The following is a 19111-nucleotide window of genomic DNA, read 5'->3' on the forward strand; positions in this document are numbered from 1 at the left end:
ATGAACCTGCCCTCCCCGATCCGCGTCGCCCTGGTCGACGATCACTCCCTGGTCCGCGACGGCATCAAGGCGCTGCTGGCCGTGATGTCGCCCCTGGAAATGGTCGGCGAAGCGGAAAACGGCGCCGAGGCCATCGAGATGGTCGGCCGCTGCCAGCCTGACCTGCTGCTGGTCGACATCAGCCTGCCGGACATGAACGGCCTGGAACTGACCCGTGTACTGCGCAGCCAGTACCCGTCGCTCAAGGTGCTGGTGCTGAGCATGTACGACAATTACGAATACGTCAGTGAATCGGTGCGCTCCGGCGCCAGCGGCTACGTGCTGAAGAACGCACCGTCACGGGAAATCATCGCCGCCATCGAGGCCATCAGCAGCGGCGGAACCTTCTACAGCGCGGAAATCGCCCAACGGCTGATCGCCGACAGGAACACCGACAACGAACTGACCCCGAGGGAAAGCCAGGTGCTGTCGAAGATGGCGCAAGGCTTGAACAACAAGGAAATGGCCCGGGAACTGGACATCAGCGTGCGCACGGTGGAGACACACCGCTTGAGCATCCGGCGCAAGCTCAACATCGACAAGCCGGCGGCGCTGGTCAAATACGCCCTTGATCATGGGCTCATCTCCCGCTAACACCTCACCCTCCTGTGGGAGCGAATCATCCATTGACTGCATCAATAGTCACCATCAACTCAATGAAGTTCTCTTAAAAAATCTCCGGCGTAACATCTGCTCCATACCACCCCATAAGCACCCCGGAGCACACGATCATGAAACGCCAGACCCTCCTCAGCATCGCTTTCTCGGTTTTCGCAGTTAACGCTTTCGCCGCAAACTCCGCTCAACCAGTGGTCGCTGAAGGCGGCTCGGATCGTCTGATTGAAAGCCGTGTGGCCGAGGGTGGTTCCGATCGCCTGATCGAAAACCGCGTCGCCGCCGATGGCTCCGACAAGTTGATGGAGAACCGCGTCGCTGAAGGTGGTTCTGACAAACTGCTGCAGAACCGCGTCGCTGAAGGCGGTTCTGACAAACTGCTGCAGAACCGCGTCGCCGAAGGTGGCTCTGACAAACTGCTGCAGAATCGCGTTGCCGAAGGTGGCTCGGATCGTCTGATCCAGAATCGCACCGCCTGAATAAATTGCTCTACCACCGCCCCAAAAAAAAACCGGCCTGATCAGCCGGTTTTTTTGTTGTTCAGCCTGAGGGTACCTTGAGAACTTCAGGCCAGGCTCTCGACAGTCTCGTCGCTGCTTGCTCGTTGAGCATCCAGCAGGACATCTCCAGGCACCACACAATAAAACACAAGAACCCATCGTATTTAATCAATGAAAAATATGATAGTTCATGACATCAATACAGATAGAGCATTTCTGATAACTCTGTTTTAGTGCCAAGGATGACTACATCCTTCATAAATAAAGCCAAACCAATGCCCATGAAACATCAATTATCCAACTGTCGATCTACTTCCTTATCGGCAGCATCCAATATACCGCCGACGAGTGCAGCATCAACCTCCCAAGTCTGGAGCTGCGAATTACCGGCATACTGCTCGCCAAAAGGAATTTCATAAAATTTCGCAACTAGATGCTCTTCATGAATAATTTTAAGGACTGAGCGTATAATCTTTGCTTTCTCTTGGTAATCTCCTTCAAAAATCTCCACCTCCACAATCGGACGTTCGTTCAACCACGAGTCCTTCAACGAATGCAGTGATACACCAAGCGTTTTGTGAAATTTCAGAAGACTTTGTGCCTGAGTTACTTCCCCTTCAAGAACTATTGCTATAACAGGCATAAAAAGCACTCCAAAAATCAACTTAATGACGCCGCCGTTCCATCCAAATCGAATATATCGACCTCTTGACCAGACAACAGTTTCTCGAAATCCAGCTTGGTGGTATGGCCCAGCACGTCGGTGACGGCGATCAGGTCCTGGCGCTCGTCGAACCGAAACGTGGTGTTTTACCCAAGGAACTCTGGAGGCGCTCGACCTATGCCAGGTGTTCCACCACGGGTATTTTGACTTGTGGCTGGCATCAATGAAGGTGCGGCAGGCCGTCATCACCGTTAAGGTGTTCGGTTGTGTGACCGAAGGCGTCGACTTCGGCGATGAGGTTGCTATTGGGGTGCGCCAGGCCCTGTTGTCGGGTTAACTCACCTAGGTGTCACACGCCAAGCTACTTGCTTCAGACGAATTTAAGCTTTGAAATTAGATTCTTCTATCAATATATCACTTCGCAATTGTGTGTCTTCCAGAAATATAGAGATCCACGTATCCATAACCTCAAAAACATCTATTCCCAATTCCGGCTCCATGGTTTGCTCATGCCACCAGATAACACCTTTATCTTCCGCCTGGTTATTTATATCCACGGCTAAATAATCTCCACCCCCATTAGAAAAAACTGTAATCCAACTCTCCGCAAAGCTCGTTTCTTCTTCATCAATTAAATGTGCTACACGTGATAAATCTTCTATTTTTTGAGGCCCCATTGATTGCGCGGGGAAAAAAGTGAACCCATTGTGTACATGCAAATAGAAATCCGACAACCTACCCGCAACCAGGTTAATCTTATCAGACTTCAATGGACAACTACTTAGTGGCAACCCACCCACATAGTAATAAAGACCATTGGCGTCATGAAAAACATATAACAATTCAATTTTTTCCCCACCCAAGACAAACGTGCCGATCAAGCAAGTATCTAGCAAGGACAACACCCAAGGCAATTTATCGGCAAAAGAATACCATGCAACGGAAAACTTGGGTTGCTCAGAAAAAACGGCACCAAACTCTTTCCACCCCGTCGGAACAACCACATCCGCGGGCAATTCATCCGGCGAAAAATACACATCACGATCGACAAAACAAGTTTTAACTTGTTCCACCACGTTTTCCAATATAATCATTTACGACACTCAAGCTCATCCTCCGCAATGGTGTCCCACAAAAGTTTTTTTAAAGGCAGAATCAGTTCGCCTGACGGCGAATTCCTAACCTCACCTATTAGTTGCTTAACTAACATTTCTGGTTTTTTGTTCATTCCCATCTCAGAGCTTTATAAACTGCCCAATCAGACTTGAAGTTCTGGACATCAAAAATTTTAAGCATTGAAAAAAGTAGTTGAACATAGCGGCGCAGCGAACTATACAACGCCGCATCCGACGCTGACAAAATGTCCTGATAGCCCTTTAGCTACCGCAAACACTAAATCCACCCAACGAAATTCTCAAAATCAGCATACTGCAACTGATGTTTTTCCAAAGCGCTTTTAGCCTTATCCGAAACTTCTGGCTCTAAATAATAAAACATTGAAAATCCCCACATTAGTTCCGCAACAAAAAAACAACATAAAAGCTCCAGACTAATAGAAATTCAAACCACCTGATTTATTGCACTCGACAAATACCACTCCCAAAATCTACGCCGCAACTCAGAATCGCCACTATCGTCCAATCCCCCGGCGAAAGCAGAAGCCATTAAAAAGCTAGGTTCGAATGCGTCAGGATCGAGGTCACGATCATCACGATCATCAGAAGGATCAAACACAAAATCAGCTGTTGCTGTAGCAATTGTATTGGCAGCAGCATGACCAACGAACATTGCTGGATACTCGTCAGGTTCGTATTCTTGATTTTCAACTACCTCAACATAGAAATCATCTCGAATACTCAGGGCCTTCACTTCAGAGAGCTTCCCCTCAACGGTATCAAGCGCTACAGTTAGAACCGTGATTAAATTCTGAGAACTTCCAAACTTATGTGACCAGATGGCTGCGCCATGATTTACACAAATATAATCCAGCTTGGTAAGAATCAGCCTTTTCACCTCGTCAGGCTCATCAACCGTAATGGTGTTCCACAAAAGCTTTCTTAAAGGTAAAATCAGCTCACCCGACGGCGAGTTTTTCACCTCAACCAACAATCTTTTAACTAACACTTCAGACTTTTTGTTCATTCCGACCTCAAAATTGTCTCAACTGTCCCATCAGGCTTGAAGATCCGAACCGCCTTTGGATCGGCAACAACCTGCTCCGCATTCTTATACTGCGCTAATTTTGAAAAATAACCTTGGCAGTCATTACACATTGGTTTAGAAACGCCTATAGGATGATCCGGGCTGATTATAGACATTTGTTTTTCCGCATGAGACGAATAATATTGCCCTTTGTAGTCTCTATCATATGGGTGTGACTTCACTTCGTGCCCAATTTCTTCTGACTTCGCCTTTACATGCTCTGCTGATACTTTTTCGTACCCCTCGGGTTTCTTGTCACCCCATCCACTCAATGTTTTTTTGTCGTTCGATGATACGGTTTTTACTTTATATTCTTTGCTCGAAGGTAGTTCTGTTTTGGCATGATTCGCGCGACCTAATGCGGCTTCTGATTCCGCAATGCTCGCAACTTTTTCTGAACCTTTTGGGACAATCTTCACATTCGCAAGATTCGACCCAACCCCCTGAACCTTAATCTCATACCGCGCATCAAACCACTTCCCCCCTTTAGCCCCTAGCCCTCCTCCCAACAAAGCGCCACCGAAGGCCATCAGTTTCTGTCCATCGGACCCTTGACCAAACAACTCCCCGCCAGCCCAGTTTCCAGCCAATCCGCCTGCGACAGCGCCAACAAGCCCTGCAACCACGACCACCGGGCTTGCCAATACGAAGGCACTCGCCAAACCAACGACGAGAACTGCTCGCTCCAGCCACTCCGGGACTTCGGGATTTATCGGGTCGGTCGTATCGGTGCCTCCTCCGATGAATACATTGCCAGATCCGGAACTGATTTTCCCATCACACACGGTGCAATCACCGACCCGGGCCGCTGGTTGACCGTTGATATGAACGGTACTGCTCCCCTGCGCAACTATTTGCGGCGCAGAGCCGTGCTCGTCACATTTCGCCTTGTCCAGGTGCGCTCTGGCGGCGGGCTTGCCATTGGTATGAACGTTGCCAGACCCACTGACGATTTGGCCGGCTTCGTGACTGCAAAACGACAAACTTCCAACCAACTGACCTATGCCTGCTCCCGTCGCCGCAGCAGCGCCGACAATTGCGACCGCTGCCAATCCGCCGGTACCCACGATCAGAGCAGCGCCAATGGCACCAACGGCGAGTCCTGCAAGCAACCCCGTTAGTGATCCGGTGTGCTCAATCGGATCATCCAGGCGTGCAGCAGCGCTCATGCCTGCTCTACCGATTCACCGCCATCTTGGACGTGCCGCAGTTCAAGCGATTCGACTAACTCATAGAACGCGCTTCGCTCTTCAGACGTCATGCCTTTGGGATTGTTGCTTGTTCCTGTGATCTGCATCAGAAGCGGCTGCCGAAGTTCGTCGTGATGGAGAAAGATCAACTGGAGTTGGTGCACCGGTTGACCTTGTTGCCGCCATTTGAATTCGACACGTCTAGCTTCAACACCCGCAAGTTCGGCAGGGCTCAAAGGCTCAACCCACTCCAGATGTGATAGGGCTTTTTTCAGATCAGCAAGCAACTGCTGCGCCATTGATTCAAGATCACTGTCGCTTTCGATAGGTGTTCGACCAATTACCACGGATAAGGGGCTTGGCCCTATATCAGTTAGCGTAAATACATGAAATGTTTTGTCCTTGAAACCTGGCGGACGAACAAAGCTCAACTCATTGGTCTGAAAGCGTTCGGGAGGTGGAGGTGGTGCGTCGAGTGCCTCCTGCTCCAAGCGCTCTGTTTCGAGTCGCTGTTCCTCACGAATCCTTTGCTCGGAGATTCGGTCGTAAATACTGGTTCGCATGCGGCAGTCCCTTATCCGTCAGCTTATTTGTTCAGGTTGATGACGGTTTTACCTTCCACATCAACCACGATGCCGGACAGGGTAATCGTCCCGTCCTTATTCATGACTAGCTTGCTGGCGCCGACTTCCAGAGTGATGGATGTCGCAGCCTTGATCTTCACTTCGCCTTTATCGACGGTGACGTAATACGATCCCTCCTCTACGGCAATGCTGGTCTCCAGCTTGATTGTTTCCGAGTGCTTGCCTTCGACCTTGATCTGGCGACTTCCACCAACCTTAAGGGTTTCGTCAGCTTCGATTTCCGTATCCATATTGCGTTCGGCATGGACAATTATCTGCTCGGCACCCGCCTTGTCGTCGAAGCGGAAAAAATTCGCATTGCTGCCCTTCCCCTTCATCGACCGCGTCAAAAACCCGCTCTGGGTCTTGTTCGCCGGTAGCGACCACGGCGGCGTGTTCTGGCTGTTGTAGAGGCTGCCCATGACCAGCGGGCGGTCGGGGTTGCCGTCGAGGAACACCACCACGACCTCATCGCCCACACGGGGAATCTGGATGCTGCCGAAGCCGCCGCTGGCACCGGACTGGGCGACGCGGACCCAGCAGGAGCTCTTGTCGTTGTGCTCACCCTTGCGGTCCCAGTGAAACTGCACCTTCACGCGGCCGAGTTCGTCGGTGAAGATTTCCTCCCCCGGCGGACCGACGATGATCGCGGTTTGCGGGCCGGAGATGGTCGGGCGCGGGGTGGTGAGCTGAGGGCGGAAGACGATCTTTTTGCGCACGCAGGCGAAGGTGTTGTAGTAACTCGCCTGGTGCCCGCTGAGGTAGTTGTTGTGGCCTTCGCTTTCGACGCTCATCAGCAGGAACTGACGATCATCGGCGGGGCCTTGATCGTGATCGTAATGCTGCAGCAGTTCGAAGGTATAACCGGGTTTCATTGCGCGGCAGTTACTGGCGCCATGAAAGCTCTTGCCCTTGAGTTCAAGCGCTTCGACCCGCAACCGCAGCAGCGCTTCGCCTTCGTCGTAGGTGCCGTGGGTGTATTGGCCGGGGAAGTCATAGATTTCGAATTCGTCGACATCACCCTGCTTGTTCAGGCTCTTCATGGCGACCGGCAAGCGGTTGGACGGCTGGCGATAATCGAAGGTCTGGACCGCGATTTTCCCGGACTGCAACTGGCGGTTGCCGCTCCATTGGGTAATGGAGTCGGCGGTCTCGGTGACCGATGCCGTGTGGAAACGGATCTGCGGTTGTTCAGGCAACGGCACCAACGTGCTGGAGTCGTCGCAGATGATCATGGTGTGGCCTTCGGCGGTGTGCTCGAAGTAGTAGAGCATCCCCTCTTCTTCGAGCAGGCGCTGGACAAAGTTGAAGTCCGATTCACGGTACTGGGTGATGTAGGTGTAATGCTTGAGCGGCTTGCTCAGGCGGAACTCATGGCGGGAAAACGCGGTGCACAAGGCAAACACCTGGGTGACGACATCTTCCACCGTGCAACCCTGGAAAATGCGCGTGTCGAAGCGGTTTTTCAGCATCGAGAACCAGGGGTTCAGCGTCGCCGTATAACGCGCCATGCCGCCGTCACTGCCGATACTGGCAAACCGCGTGAGGTAGCCTGCCAGGTAACGAGGCGAGGCGTCTGCCAGCTCGATTTCCAGAACCACGTGCTGGCCCATCATCGACTTCAACTCGACGTCGGAGTCCTGGCACACCAGCAACAACTCGAAGTTGTACGCACGAGACAGACCTTCAGTCCCCTTGAAGGACTCAAGCAACAATTGCTGTTCGGGGTTGGCGAGGTTCTTGAATTTGAACAGGCGCCGATTTTGTGGGGAAAGCATTGCGGCAAGGTCCATCAACATGTGTATCTCCTTGAAAACAGTGGAAAGCTACCGCCCTCTCTCAACCACTGCGCATAACGAATCAGATAAGGGGGTTAAACCCTGTTTGCCGCAACATTGATTTGGGCGAACACTTTGCCACTCTATGTTTTCGGACTGCGGCATGAATCATTCTGTATGTTTTGTAAGACACAACCTACAGAACACTCTTCATTTTCATCGAATTCACTTAAACATCGAGCGAAACTGCTCACACGAAATGTCACGTCAGGAACTGCGACCACAAGACAGTATGAAAGTGCCATCACCCAGAAAAATATTTGAGAAATTTGTCACACTTTTGCAGGTATCACAGGTTCTGAACGCGGGAAGGAGACACCCATGTCATGCACTGTGTCAACCCACTCTCAGTGTATGCGGGTACTTCCACGCACTTCGAACTCAGTTCAGGACAATCCCTGAAAAATAATTATCGCCCCGCTGGCTGGCCAGAAACGCCGATATATCAAGGATGAACGGGAAGTCAGGTACCACTGATTGGCAACTAATGCCTTATTGCCATCATTGCCGAATGTAATGCGAATAACAAAAAATGGGATCCATGTTGAATTTTCCATCCCGCCGCGCAGTCTGAAGTGCGGCAGATAGCCATCACTTCGGCATTGATGATAAGTCGGATATTCGACAGCTCGACCGCAGCAACAAGGAAGCGCCTTTCCCCCAAGGACAGTGACGAGTAAATGGATCTTTTAGCCAACGTGCCCAGCTGGGCCGAAGTCGAACGCAACCTCGACCAGAAATTCAGCGAGCTGAACCAGGGCGTCAACGACGGCCTGCAGAGCGTTCACGACAACTGGAACGGCTTCACCCGGCGTGTCAGCAATGGCGCGAGCCAGGCCTATGGCTACATGGGCGGTCATCGCATCGATGCGGTGCATCAGGCGATGACCCTCTCCTACCCGATCATCCAGATGGACCTCAAGCGCAAGTGGGCCTCGATTGAAATCGAGCAGATCCTGCCGGTACTGCTGCAACTGGTCAAAGAAGTTTCGATGATTCTCGGCGGCAGCGTGGCGATCGGCACCGTGGCCGGCGGCACAGCGGGGGCCTTCGCATTTGGCGTCGGCGCGGCCCCCGGAGCCGCTGCCGGGGCCGGTATCGGCCTGCAGCTCGGCAACCTGATTCTCATGGGCCTGGGCCTGTCCGCCATCGCCGAATACTTTTACCAGGGCCTGCCCGCCTGCCTCTCGACCTTGCAGGAAGGCATCGCCACGGCCTGGCACGCCGAAGAAGGCGTCAAACCGTCCGGCCTGGACCCCAGCGGCGGCTCCGCCGCACTGGTACAGGAACGCGTCGAACGCGCGGCACGACAACTGGCCCGCGGACAGGAGCAGCTTGTACTGCTGTTGCTCACCGCCATCGTCACCTACCTGACCCGGGGCCAGATGAAAGCGGGTGTGATGAACAGCATGGAAAGCATCGCGACCCGCAGCGCGAAGCTTCAGGCAGAGATTTCGAACAAGCAGTTGGCGGGTTGGTTGGCAAGGAATGAGCAGAAGTTGCTGGCTCAGGCTGAGTTGCAGGTGAAGGAACCAGCGCCTTTGGTGAAGGCTGAGCCGGAACCGCAAACGCTAAGGGAGCAATATGCACGGCAAGATCCAGATTTTGTACCTTTGGCAGAACAGATTAAAGACGTCAAAACCTTAGAGACATTGGGCGTTAAAACCAGCAAAATCGAGGCCTACTTGATGACTCCCGAGGGCAGAATGTACCTCAATGAGGTTGCTACGGCAGACCCAGCCAAATCTGACTACATTCTTTATGCGAGGGCCGCAGGTCAGCTTGCATCCGGGAAGACCTTGCCAACTGCAAAGGTCGTAAATACACCTCTCGTCAAAATCGTGGTCCATGGAGGTGACAAGCCAGATCACTCACCTTACTTCACGACTTACGAAGAGTTAAATAAAGCAGCTAATTCGGGAAAAACACTAGCAGACTCGCTGGGTCTACCACTTGGTAGTGAGGCCCCAAAATACGACCTATATGAGATAGCTCCATTCTCGCCGAGCAAAGTATATGTGAGTGAAGTAGCTCCGACCCGCGAACTGGGAGGCGCGATTGTTCGATCCGGAGGTGCTTTACAATACGTTATCCCCAACCGGACAAATTGGTCAGAAGCCAAGCTAATTGGCAACATAGGAAATTAGCCATGAATATTAAAAACCTGGAAGCCTCAGCAATAGACCTAGAGCAACAACTCATCAGACACTCAACTCTGACGCCTGATGCCGCAGACTTGTACAGGGGCTTGAAACCCTTATTAGAATTAGTAAAAACCGGAAAAATCGTAACGCCCATTGAATGGGGCGAAATCCCAGGCCAATATTTTTTCACTGAAAAAGGCCTTCAAATTTTTGAAGAGCTTGAAGAGGCTTACGCAAAATTTTCAATTGAGATTACAGGTGGAGAATCTCCGGCACTGAAGCTCTTTCGTGAGCAACGCAGGCAGCAATAACGTAAACTCCAGACCGACTTTAGAACCCAACAGTGAGCTTGGTATCGGAAAGCGCATGACAAACTCACATCTGATCGAAGTGCTTATTTCGCTCACAGAGATTTTTCACGGTGAGAACTGCCGAAATTTTGATTCGGGAATAAACGCGATAATCCGCCTACTTTCCGATGACCCTTTGCCGAACAGCAATGAATGGGCACAAGCGACTTCAATTTATAGAACAATGGCAGGCAGTAAATCAGGTTTCTCAGACGTCTACATTGTTCGAGGTACCTCTGAGCAACGTGTCGCAGCTAACGCAAGACTGGATGCTATTCGACAGATGTTATGGGACGCATTTGAACGGGTCTGAAATCAGGCGATATGTCGTGACAGATCATTGCCTGGTGCCGAGATTTTTAAAAGTTCTTGTTGTTCTTGGGTTTTCAGATGGGGTTCACGATCAGCGATCGCAGTACTACAGCGTCGCGAGAGAATTAAATGGCAATTGAGAAAGGTGAGCGTTTCGCAAACGAAGACATTTTTATTGACTACCCATACGAAGAAGTTACCTATCGTTGGGATCATCATTCAAAGCAGATATTCGTACGTTTCTACGGCAACGAAGAGAGCACTCAACCAGTCCCTCATGACAACCGTTTATTCAATGAAGCGCTGCGCTTCGGTGAGGGAATCACCCGCCAAGATTACAATAGAGGTCGCTCTCGCCGATGATGGTACGTGATGTCACACTATCGACGGTTACACCTCCGTAATGTGGCAAATACCGCTTCACAAAAATTTCTGACCTTCACCGCACGATGAAAAAAAATGAACATTGAGCGACTGACAACAGCGACCCGCAAAAGAACTCGAAATGCTCGTCGCACACCATCAAAACTGAATCCAAAACGACTATTTACGGACAAAAAACCCTCACTTAAAAACAAAAAAAACAACGTCCGAGACAGGCAATGAATAAACCAACATTACTTGAACTAGAGAACCTGATCAAACAACATCCGGATATCGCCGCGTTTGGATCACCCGCTGACGCCGTGTCTGATGACTGGCTGGTAAAAGCCGAGAAAAAAATCCGCCATAAACTGCCTGCATCCTACAAATGGTTCCTTCTCAATTATGCAGGAGGAGAAGTCGGGACGGAGGAAATATATAGCATCTATGGAATGGACTTCGAAGACATCAATGGTGGAGATATAGTTTTCCAGCACCTCAATGGCCTCAAACATAAATCAACAACCGCTAAAAAAGTAGTCATCAGCGAAACCGACTTGGGCGAGGTTTTTTTCTTCGACTACGACACATACAACGGCGAAGAATGCCAGATTTTCATTAGAATCCCGTCGGGGCAGAACTTATTGTATGCGAACAATTTTTACGAATTTCTCGCCAAGAGAATTAAGGCGTTTTTGCCATAAGGGACGCTTTGTCGTGTCCCCGGTGTCAGGGTAGTTGTCGCCGCGGAGAGCTGGATGATCTGCTGATTGTGCAGCCGGGGACCAATAGAGGAACGGCTATCTAAGACAAACCGTCACTCCGGCCCTTTGGATCGCTGTCCTCAAAATCAAAATCCTTGAACGGATATCCCATGTCAAAACTACTGCATCGTTTGAAAACCCTTTTCGGGCAAAAGACCGCTCTTCCACCCGCCCCCACCGAGCAGGTTGTCGATGCAGCCCCCCACACCGAAGCGGACAAGCCACTTTCCCGAGTGGAAAGGAACCTGTCCTGGCTGCCGATCAATCGTGAGCCAGATGTTTTTGTGCCGCTGATGCCTCCCGCCTGCCCGGACCTGAAGCTTGTGGATGCCCTCCTGTTGCAGCGCTATCGGGTTTTCGTCATCGCGAATGATCCGGCCGACCGGACTTCAGAGACCACGATAAACCGCGATTACGCCAGCCAATTGGCGAGTGACTTGTACGGCAAAGCGACAGATCTTGGTTATTGTCGAGGCACTGAATCCTCGTTCGAAATCTATTGGCTCACGCAATGTGCGGCGATTGTTTCGCTGCTGTCTCACGGACCAGAATCAGAACAATTCCTGACCTATAGAAAACACGTTGGTTATGATCGAGACTGTGCCCGGACCGGTGTGCAGATTCGAATGTTTGATGAGTACGTAGCGTCGCGCAGCTATCAAACCGCTGGAGCCGGGAAGGACCGCCTTCTGAAAACGCCGATAACGGCCCTCGACTACATCGACAATGCGATAGCCATCACCGCCCTGAGATACAACGGCTGTCCAGAGTTCCAGATTTACTCAAGCTCGTTGATCCAATTGCAATTCATCAAGAACGTGTTGCTGGGCGTTGAAAAAGATAAAGCCCGGTTGCACCAATTGACTATCGGCGTGTGGGCCGGCAAAGAGTTTGAAGCCGACGATCCTGAACTTGCCAGCGCACTGGGGGATGCCTTCTACATAGGCATTCAGATTGCACGCGGCCTGAAGATTCAGCTGCCGAATGGATTGCCGCCGGAAAGTCTTCCACGCACATAGCATTGCTGCGACTTCATCGATAACACTAAAGGTAACGTTATGACCGAAACGTGGTACCGCGTTGACAACGGAATCCTATGGATAGCGAATCAACCCATTCACCTGCCTCACCCGGTCAACGTCGCCTTGCCGCATGACGACAGGCTAGCGATCCTGATCGAGCCCCCACCAAATGTCATTTCCAACAAAAACATCCTTGCCCTATCGCGGCATGGAACAGTGCTTTGGTACATCCAGGAAAGTCCCCACGGTACACAAGCCGATAAACCCTACATGAGCCTTCACTGCGACAAAAACGCGGCGCTGATCGCTGGTAACTGGAATGGCGTCAGCTACTCGGTCGATTGGCACAATGGCGCCGTCAGCGTTGTGAGCGTTGATAAGTGACCCACCGAAAACACAACGGCTCAGGGCTGTCACCATGAAAGACATCCGCAAGATCTCCACGACCCTTGCCCGAACAGCAGAACTGCTGAGGACATTCGGCCACCCGCAATGGGTAGACAGACTTGAGGAGTGCAGCTTAGCGCTGCCCCAGGATACGGCGTACGCGTTTTCTCGACTGATGTCGCTGTACGGCGGCATGGGCTCAATCAACGACGTTGTTCTGTATGAAAACGCAAAACCCTTGCTGGACGAAAACAACGAACTGCAAGGGCTGCTATCAGTTCTTCATCAGCTTTGCGCAGGGAGCCATTGAACCCGGCGTCCCACGCTTGCCAATGCTGAAAGCATTCAGGCCTGCTCAAATCGCTGCTGCAGCAGATGTCGCGCAGTGCCTGCATTGAGGTAGGTTCCGATCAGTTCCGCCAATTGCTCATTCTTGAGCTTTTTGTCGTCCCGGCAGAACTGAATCAACTGTAACTGGACCCAGCGCTTTTTCTTGTCGAGCTTCGCATCAGGCGAAAAGAACGAGCGCGAGGCCAACTCAGGCATCGGAGCATCGTCTTCCAGCAGCAGATTCAAGTGCAGCCCCTGGCCCATTTGCAGTCCAAAATCAGCGATGTGCCGGATCGGCAATGGCGCCTTGAAGTTAGCGAAAACGAAGTGCTCGGGCGTCAGCAACAACGCGGTCTTGTTCGCCCGCTTGAGCATGCGCAACGAGAACGGCAGCAGGCATGCCATCAATACGACGAGCACCCCACCAGCGACCAGTATCATCGATTTGTTACTCCCTGAAGCTTGCGGCAACAGCCACGGCAAGACCAGCAGGCCCAAGCCCAACAGCAAAAAGAGCGAGAAGCAACCCAGGGTAATCCACCCGCGCAATCGTGCGCCTTCATGCAGCCGGACTTCCTCCGTGGCATTGCTGGCATAGCTAAGCAACTCCTGCACAACCGCCGCATCCTGCTCCACGTAGTGGCCGAGAAAGTCCTCGGTAATGCGGGCACGCAATGCCTGGGGATCGGCGAAATAGTGATCCATCGCGGCGCAGGCTTGTGCCGCGATAATCGGGCGGGTGCCGCGGCTGACGGCCTCTTCGACCGTGACTTGCAGGGACGCTAGCCGCTCGCGATTGGAGGGATGAGTGTCCGACGGATGAGGCAGGCTGGTTGCCATTTCCTCTTCGGGCAGGGTCAGCGGCTGCGCGGCCAGCTCCTGCACCAGGCTGCCTGGCAAGTCGCCGGTCAGCACGTATTCAGCACTGGGGTTGGTCACGCGGGCAACATGGGTCGATACACCCTGCTGCAACAAGGGGTCGATGGCAGAGATGCGCACCAAGGCCGAAGCGATGGCGATATTCCCCGTCAGCTTCGCGCCCGCCGCGTCCGCCGCCAGCTCCCGCACGCGGCTCCAATGGTTCACCGCGTGATCGAAACGCTCCATGAAATACTCACCGAGCATGAACGCCGGCCACAGCGTCGTGCGTTGCAGCAAATCGCTTTGCAGCATGGTTTCGGCAATCACGCCGAGGCTGCGACCGATACCCTGATAGATCGGTACGAAACGCAGGCTGAACTCGGTATCGGCACCGGCGAAGTGCGCCAGTTCGTGACCGATGACCGCGCCGGTTTCTGCCGAATCGAGCAAGCCCAGGTACATCATCGGCACGTGCAGGGTGCGGCCTTTGAGCGCGGTGCCTGCCGGGAGCAGGGTGACGTCGCTGGAGGTGACGTAAAAGCCTTCGGTCATGCCCAGCACGATGTGCTCGGGTGCCAGCGCGCCGAGCTGGTCCGCCAGCTCGCGAACATAGGCCCACAGCGCCAGCGCCTGTTGCGGTGTGACCACCTGGCCCAGAACGTTCATCGGCGTGGACTGGAACATGCGCAGCATGACCGGCAGCTGCTTGCCCATCTGCCAGATCGAATACAGGAAGCCGAGCATCAGCATCAACACGATGAGCATCAGCTTGAATTCACCGGTGGCCATTTTCCCCATGTGCCACAGCCCCAGGCCTTCGAAACCGAGGATGGCCGCCACCGCCGCGCCCATGGCGACGATGTGCCCCACCAGCAGGTACGGCAACAGGCGGCTCACCCGGCTGAAGGTGTGCAGCAATCGTTCACGGGAATGACTCGCGCGGGCACCTGCCCATCGCAACCCCGACAGCCCCAGTACGCCGACCAGCGAGGCCAGCAGGCCGAGGACGATGACGCCTTTGGCCAGGTTGCTCATCACGGCACTTACCGGTTGCAGGATGGTCAGGTCGTGCTCGGCGTCAGTAATACGCGATAGAGCCATGGCAACACTCATGCGCTTGCCATTGATATCGACCATTGCCGAGCTCGATCCCGGCTTTGCAGCCATCGCTTGGAGTTCAACACGCATCTCGCTCAGTTCGGCGTTGATATCCGCGAACTCCGTGATGCTCTCGGTACTGCGTTGTAACTCCCAGACACCAAACAAACCCAGGCAAAGTGGCAGGAGAATAAGTACGGCAATGAGTTTCAACGTTCTCATGAGACAGGGCCTCAATAGTCGCGTCGCCTTACATCCGTGGCGAGCATAAATTCCATTTAACGAAGGCCGAAAGCCCTCACGCTATTGCACGGCCCGACATGAAAGTTACGGGGCGCACTCGTACCCGGCGCGTTATACAGAAATATCGACGATATGTAACGCCATATTGCCCGAACACTCGTTCAGCAATGGAAAGGATGCGTTGTATATCCCGCCCCCCTGAGATGCCATCACTTCCTTGCCGGTTATATGACACTTATCCTTCAACCTTTTCCTCAGCGGAACATCAAGCGGGCTTTGGGTGAACCGGTTCACCTTTTTTCAATTTTTTTCAATTAAAAATTGGATCCATTATCGACCTGAAACCATTGAATTAATTGGGTTTCAGACACTTCCGGCATTCAGTTCGAGCAAGTGATGGCAACAAGACATCATTGCGACATGTATCAAAAAAAAGAAAAAATCCGCGCCGTGTAGGAACTTTCCTACACATCCTGTTGCCATACACGACGTTACTGGCAACTCGATATCCATATGCCAGCATCGCACTCCCAATGATTCCTGGCAGTGTGATTTTTTGATGTCAAACATCAGCGATCACAACTCGTGAACAGGTGTTCAATCGAGAAATTAGTCGCTGCGCACGCACTCCCGTGTATATCCGGGTAGTCGTCGCGTAGTGTTCAAGGACGATGTACCGATGACTCAGACGTTTTTTGATGTTGAAGCATTGATCAAGCTGCGAAGCCAGACCCGGGCCATTTCCGATGCGCTCAAGGCGCAGGCTTCGGACTATCTGGCGACCCTGGCTTTGCTGATCCGTCCGCAAGCGTTTTTCGGTGAGTACCTGCAGGGTGCGCAACGCAGCAGCGGGCGCGAGACCCAGCACCATTTCAAGGAACTCAAGGAGCTCTACGACCGCATCGGCTCGGGCGCTCCGTTCCAGCTGGTCAACGAACTCGAAGTGCCCCTCAACCTGCTCAGCACCACTCCGCAACTGTTTGCGCTGGAGTACGACAAGGTGCTGTCCCAAAGCGGCCAATCCATTCGCATCACCAGCCCCGTACGCTGGGTGGTGGGCTTCAGTTCGTTCGACCTGGCCCGTTTTCGTACCGTCATCAAAGACCCCAATCGCAGCAGCGCCGAGCTGTACCGCTTCGTGGTGCATTACCTCGTGTTGTTCTACTGCCTGAGCAAGTCGCCCGGCATCAGCCGCCTGCTCGAAGGCCTGCGTTTTCCCGTCAGTTTCGAACGCTTGAAGGACTTCGGCGACCTGCCCTTCTGCGTCATCAGCTCGCCGGTTCGCTCGCAGTTGCCCGACGAGGCCGTGATCCGCAGCAGCACCCAGATTGCCGGCAACACCAGCTTCGAAGAGTTGGTGGGCTTTGAAAACATCATGGAAATGAACGATGAAATCCGTCAGCGCCTGCTGCTGACGATCGAAGGAATGTAACGCGCTCGGCCACCCATTGAACCGACACGCAAACGACTTGCAGCGAATTGTTCGCACAGGAGATCACGATGGCGAAGAAGGAAAGTACCCAGCACAAACTCGACCGCGTTCGCGCGCCTCGGGTCCACATCACCTACGACGTGGATATCGGTGACGCTCAGGAAAAGAAAGAGCTGCCCTTTGTCGTCGGTGTGCTGGGCGATTTCTCCGGCAACCCGCTGGAGCCGCTGCCGAAGCTCAAGGACCGCAAGTTCATTTTCATCGACCGCGACAACTTCAACGGCGTGCTCAAGGGCATCAAGCCGCGCCTGACCTACCGCGTCGACAACACCCTGGCCAAGAACGGCACGCAGCTGGGGGTCGAGCTCAACTTCAACGCCCTCGAAGACTTCGAACCGCAGAACGTGGTCAAGCAGGTCGAGCCGCTGCGCAAGCTGCTGGAAGTGCGCAACAAGCTGGCGGACCTGCGCAACAAGATGGGCGGCAACGACAAGCTCGAAGAGCTGCTGATGGACGTGTTGCAGAACACCGAGAAGTTGAAAACCCTGGGCAAGGAATTCGGCCGTGAAGCCGCCGTTCCAGCCACCGACGGCAAAGCGTAGGAGCCTGACGATGAACGACAAGCAAACCGTGACTCAACAGGACAGCACGCTGGTTGAAGTGGACAGCTTCACCGCGCAATCCTCGTTGCTCGACAGCATCATTTCGCAAAGCCGCGTGGCCCGTTCCGAGACCGAGCGCACCCGCACCCGCGACCTGATCGGTGAATTGGTCAACCAGATCCTGGAAGGCGAAATGACGCCGAGCAAGGACCTGATCGCCGTGCTCGATGCGCGCATCGCCGAGATCGACGCGATGCTCTCCGAGCAGATGAACGAGATCATGCACGCCAGTGAGTTCCAGCAGCTGGAAGCCTCCTGGCGCGGCCTGAAGTATCAGGTGGACCAGACCGAGACCAGCACCACGCTGAAGATCCACCTGCTCAATGCGTCGAAGAAAGACCTGGTGCGCGACCTCAAGGCCGCTTCCGAATTCGACCAGAGCGCGCTGTTCAAGAAGATCTACGAAGAAGAATACGGCACCTTCGGTGGTGCACCGTTCGGCATGCTGCTGGGTGACTACGAGTTCAACCGCAGTCCGGAAGACATGTACCTGCTCGAAGAGATTTCCCACGTCGCCGCGGCCGCCCACGCACCGCTCATCTCGGCGGCCTCGCCTGAGCTGTTCGGCTGGGATTCGTTCACCGACATGTCCGGCCCACGGGACCTGGCGAAGATTTTCGACACCGTCGAATACGCCAAGTGGAAGTCGTTCCGCGCTTCCGAAGACTCGCGTTATGTCGGCCTCACCCTGCCCCACGTGCTCGGTCGCCTGCCTTATGGCCCGGATACCACGCCGGTCGAGGAATTCAACTTCGTCGAAAGCGTCGATGGCCGTGACCACAACAAGTACCTGTGGATGAACGCCGCCTACGCGCTGGGCACCCGGGTCACCGATGCGTTTTCCCGTTACGGCTGGTGCGTGGCGATCCGTGGTGTCGAGGGTGGTGGCCTGGTGGAAGGTCTGCCGACCCACACGTTCAAGACCGATGACGGTGAAATCGCCCTCAAGTGCCCGACCGAAATCGCCATCACCGACCGCCGTGAAAAAGAGCTGTCGGACCTCGGTTTCATTCCGCTGGTGCACTGCAAAGGCACCGACTACGCCGCGTTCTTCGGCACCCAGTCGGCGCAGAAGCAGAAGCAGTACAACACCGACATCGCCAACGCCAACGCCCGGCTTTCCGCGCAGTTGCAGTACATCTTCGCCACCTCGCGCATCGCCCACTACATGAAGGCGATCATGCGCGACAAGATCGGCAGCTTTGCTTCGCGCAAGGACGTCGAGCTGTTCCTCAACAAGTGGCTGTCGAGCTACGTGCTGCTGGACGACACCGCGAGCCAGGAAGCCAAGGCCAAGTTCCCGCTGCGCGAAGCCCGCGCCGAGGTGTTCGAAGTACCGGGCAAGCCGGGGGTGTACAAGGCTGTGACCTACCTGCGCCCGCACTACCAACTGGACGAGCTGACCGCTTCATTGCGCCTGGTCGCTGAATTGCCGCAATCGACCCGCGGCTGATCGAGCACATTGCCAGGGA

General features: G+C 53.6%; 20 protein-coding genes. 13 read left to right on the forward strand and 7 right to left on the reverse strand.

What is annotated here, in order from left to right; translation table 11 throughout:
- Nucleotides 1-633 carry a response regulator gene (locus VC35_RS21810; protein WP_046042521.1) on the forward strand — a complete coding sequence of 211 codons (633 nt, stop codon included), beginning with the start codon at nt 1-3 and terminating at the stop codon, nt 631-633.
- Between the two features lie 137 nt (nt 634-770).
- Nucleotides 771-1133 (forward strand): hypothetical protein, encoded by a 363-nt coding sequence (locus VC35_RS21815; RefSeq protein WP_046042522.1) that lies wholly within the window; start codon nt 771-773, stop codon nt 1131-1133.
- Nucleotides 1134-1443: 310 nt separating this feature from the next.
- On the opposite strand, the gene VC35_RS21820 is transcribed toward VC35_RS21815, so the two are convergent.
- The 6 genes from VC35_RS21820 to VC35_RS21845 all read right to left on the reverse strand — a co-directional run bounded on the left by VC35_RS21820 (nt 1444) and on the right by VC35_RS21845 (nt 7632).
- Entirely contained in the window at nt 1444-1797 is a 354-nt protein-coding gene (locus tag VC35_RS21820) for a hypothetical protein (protein WP_046042524.1), read from the reverse strand.
- 401 nt (nt 1798-2198) lie between these two features.
- Nucleotides 2199-2912 (reverse strand): SMI1/KNR4 family protein, encoded by a 714-nt coding sequence (locus VC35_RS21825; RefSeq protein ID WP_052960576.1) that lies wholly within the window; start codon nt 2910-2912, stop codon nt 2199-2201.
- A 466-nt stretch (nt 2913-3378) separates the two neighbouring features.
- A complete protein-coding gene (locus tag VC35_RS21830) occupies nt 3379-3960 on the reverse strand; it encodes an Imm5 family immunity protein (protein ID WP_046042525.1) in 582 nt (193 codons plus the stop codon).
- Nucleotides 3957-5189: a PAAR domain-containing protein gene (locus VC35_RS21835; RefSeq protein WP_046042526.1), complete on the reverse strand. Its 1233-nt coding sequence runs from the start codon at nt 5187-5189 to the stop codon at nt 3957-3959. The genes VC35_RS21830 and VC35_RS21835 overlap by 4 nt, the downstream gene beginning before the upstream one ends.
- The gene (locus VC35_RS21840) at nt 5186-5773 is read right to left on the reverse strand and encodes a DcrB-related protein (protein WP_046042527.1); all 588 of its coding nucleotides are present in this window, start codon (nt 5771-5773) and stop codon (nt 5186-5188) included. The genes VC35_RS21835 and VC35_RS21840 overlap by 4 nt, the downstream gene beginning before the upstream one ends.
- A gap of 23 nt (nt 5774-5796) precedes the next feature.
- Nucleotides 5797-7632, reverse strand: a complete 1836-nt coding sequence (locus VC35_RS21845) for a type VI secretion system Vgr family protein (RefSeq protein WP_046042528.1) — start codon at nt 7630-7632, stop codon at nt 5797-5799.
- Between the two features lie 719 nt (nt 7633-8351).
- On the opposite strand from VC35_RS21845, the gene VC35_RS21850 reads away from it, so the two are divergent.
- From VC35_RS21850 to VC35_RS21875, 8 genes are all read left to right on the forward strand, one after another.
- Nucleotides 8352-9818, forward strand: coding sequence for a DUF6861 domain-containing protein (locus VC35_RS21850; RefSeq protein WP_046042529.1), 1467 nt, complete (start codon nt 8352-8354; stop codon nt 9816-9818).
- Nucleotides 9819-9820: 2 nt separating this feature from the next.
- Nucleotides 9821-10126 carry a hypothetical protein gene (locus VC35_RS21855; protein WP_046042530.1) on the forward strand — a complete coding sequence of 102 codons (306 nt, stop codon included), beginning with the start codon at nt 9821-9823 and terminating at the stop codon, nt 10124-10126.
- Complete coding sequence (locus VC35_RS29115; protein ID WP_223464654.1) at nt 10104-10478, forward strand: hypothetical protein; 375 nt, start codon at nt 10104-10106, stop codon at nt 10476-10478. The genes VC35_RS21855 and VC35_RS29115 overlap by 23 nt, the downstream gene beginning before the upstream one ends.
- 128 nt (nt 10479-10606) lie before the next feature.
- Nucleotides 10607-10840 carry a hypothetical protein gene (locus VC35_RS29120; protein ID WP_080925365.1) on the forward strand — a complete coding sequence of 78 codons (234 nt, stop codon included), beginning with the start codon at nt 10607-10609 and terminating at the stop codon, nt 10838-10840.
- Nucleotides 10841-11079: 239 nt separating this feature from the next.
- Nucleotides 11080-11544 carry an SMI1/KNR4 family protein gene (locus VC35_RS21860; protein WP_046042531.1) on the forward strand — a complete coding sequence of 155 codons (465 nt, stop codon included), beginning with the start codon at nt 11080-11082 and terminating at the stop codon, nt 11542-11544.
- Nucleotides 11545-11714: 170 nt separating this feature from the next.
- Nucleotides 11715-12623 (forward strand): immunity protein Tsi6 family protein, encoded by a 909-nt coding sequence (locus tag VC35_RS30085; RefSeq protein ID WP_259674443.1) that lies wholly within the window; start codon nt 11715-11717, stop codon nt 12621-12623.
- 39 nt (nt 12624-12662) lie between these two features.
- Nucleotides 12663-13010, forward strand: a complete 348-nt coding sequence (locus VC35_RS21870; protein ID WP_046042532.1) for a DUF7957 family protein — start codon at nt 12663-12665, stop codon at nt 13008-13010.
- Nucleotides 13011-13044: 34 nt separating this feature from the next.
- Nucleotides 13045-13323, forward strand: coding sequence for a DUF6966 domain-containing protein (locus VC35_RS21875; RefSeq protein WP_046042533.1), 279 nt, complete (start codon nt 13045-13047; stop codon nt 13321-13323).
- 35 nt (nt 13324-13358) lie between these two features.
- Here the strand turns inward: VC35_RS21875 and VC35_RS21880 are convergent, their stop codons facing one another.
- Entirely contained in the window at nt 13359-15524 is a 2166-nt protein-coding gene (locus VC35_RS21880; protein ID WP_046042534.1) for a M48 family metalloprotease, read from the reverse strand.
- A 700-nt stretch (nt 15525-16224) separates the two neighbouring features.
- Here VC35_RS21880 and VC35_RS21885 point away from each other — a divergent pair.
- The 3 genes from VC35_RS21885 (at nt 16225) to tssC (ending at nt 19092) form a co-directional block, all read left to right on the forward strand.
- A complete protein-coding gene (locus tag VC35_RS21885; protein WP_046042535.1) occupies nt 16225-16977 on the forward strand; it encodes a hypothetical protein in 753 nt (250 codons plus the stop codon).
- 68 nt (nt 16978-17045) lie between these two features.
- Nucleotides 17046-17579, forward strand: coding sequence for a type VI secretion system contractile sheath small subunit (gene tssB / locus VC35_RS21890; RefSeq protein ID WP_007978739.1), 534 nt, complete (start codon nt 17046-17048; stop codon nt 17577-17579).
- Between the two features lie 10 nt (nt 17580-17589).
- Complete coding sequence (gene tssC, locus VC35_RS21895; RefSeq protein ID WP_046042536.1) at nt 17590-19092, forward strand: type VI secretion system contractile sheath large subunit; 1503 nt, start codon at nt 17590-17592, stop codon at nt 19090-19092.
- Nucleotides 19093-19111: the final 19 nt, after the last annotated feature.

The organism is Pseudomonas fluorescens (assembly GCF_000967965.1).
GTDB lineage: Bacteria > Pseudomonadota > Gammaproteobacteria > Pseudomonadales > Pseudomonadaceae > Aquipseudomonas > Aquipseudomonas grandcourensis.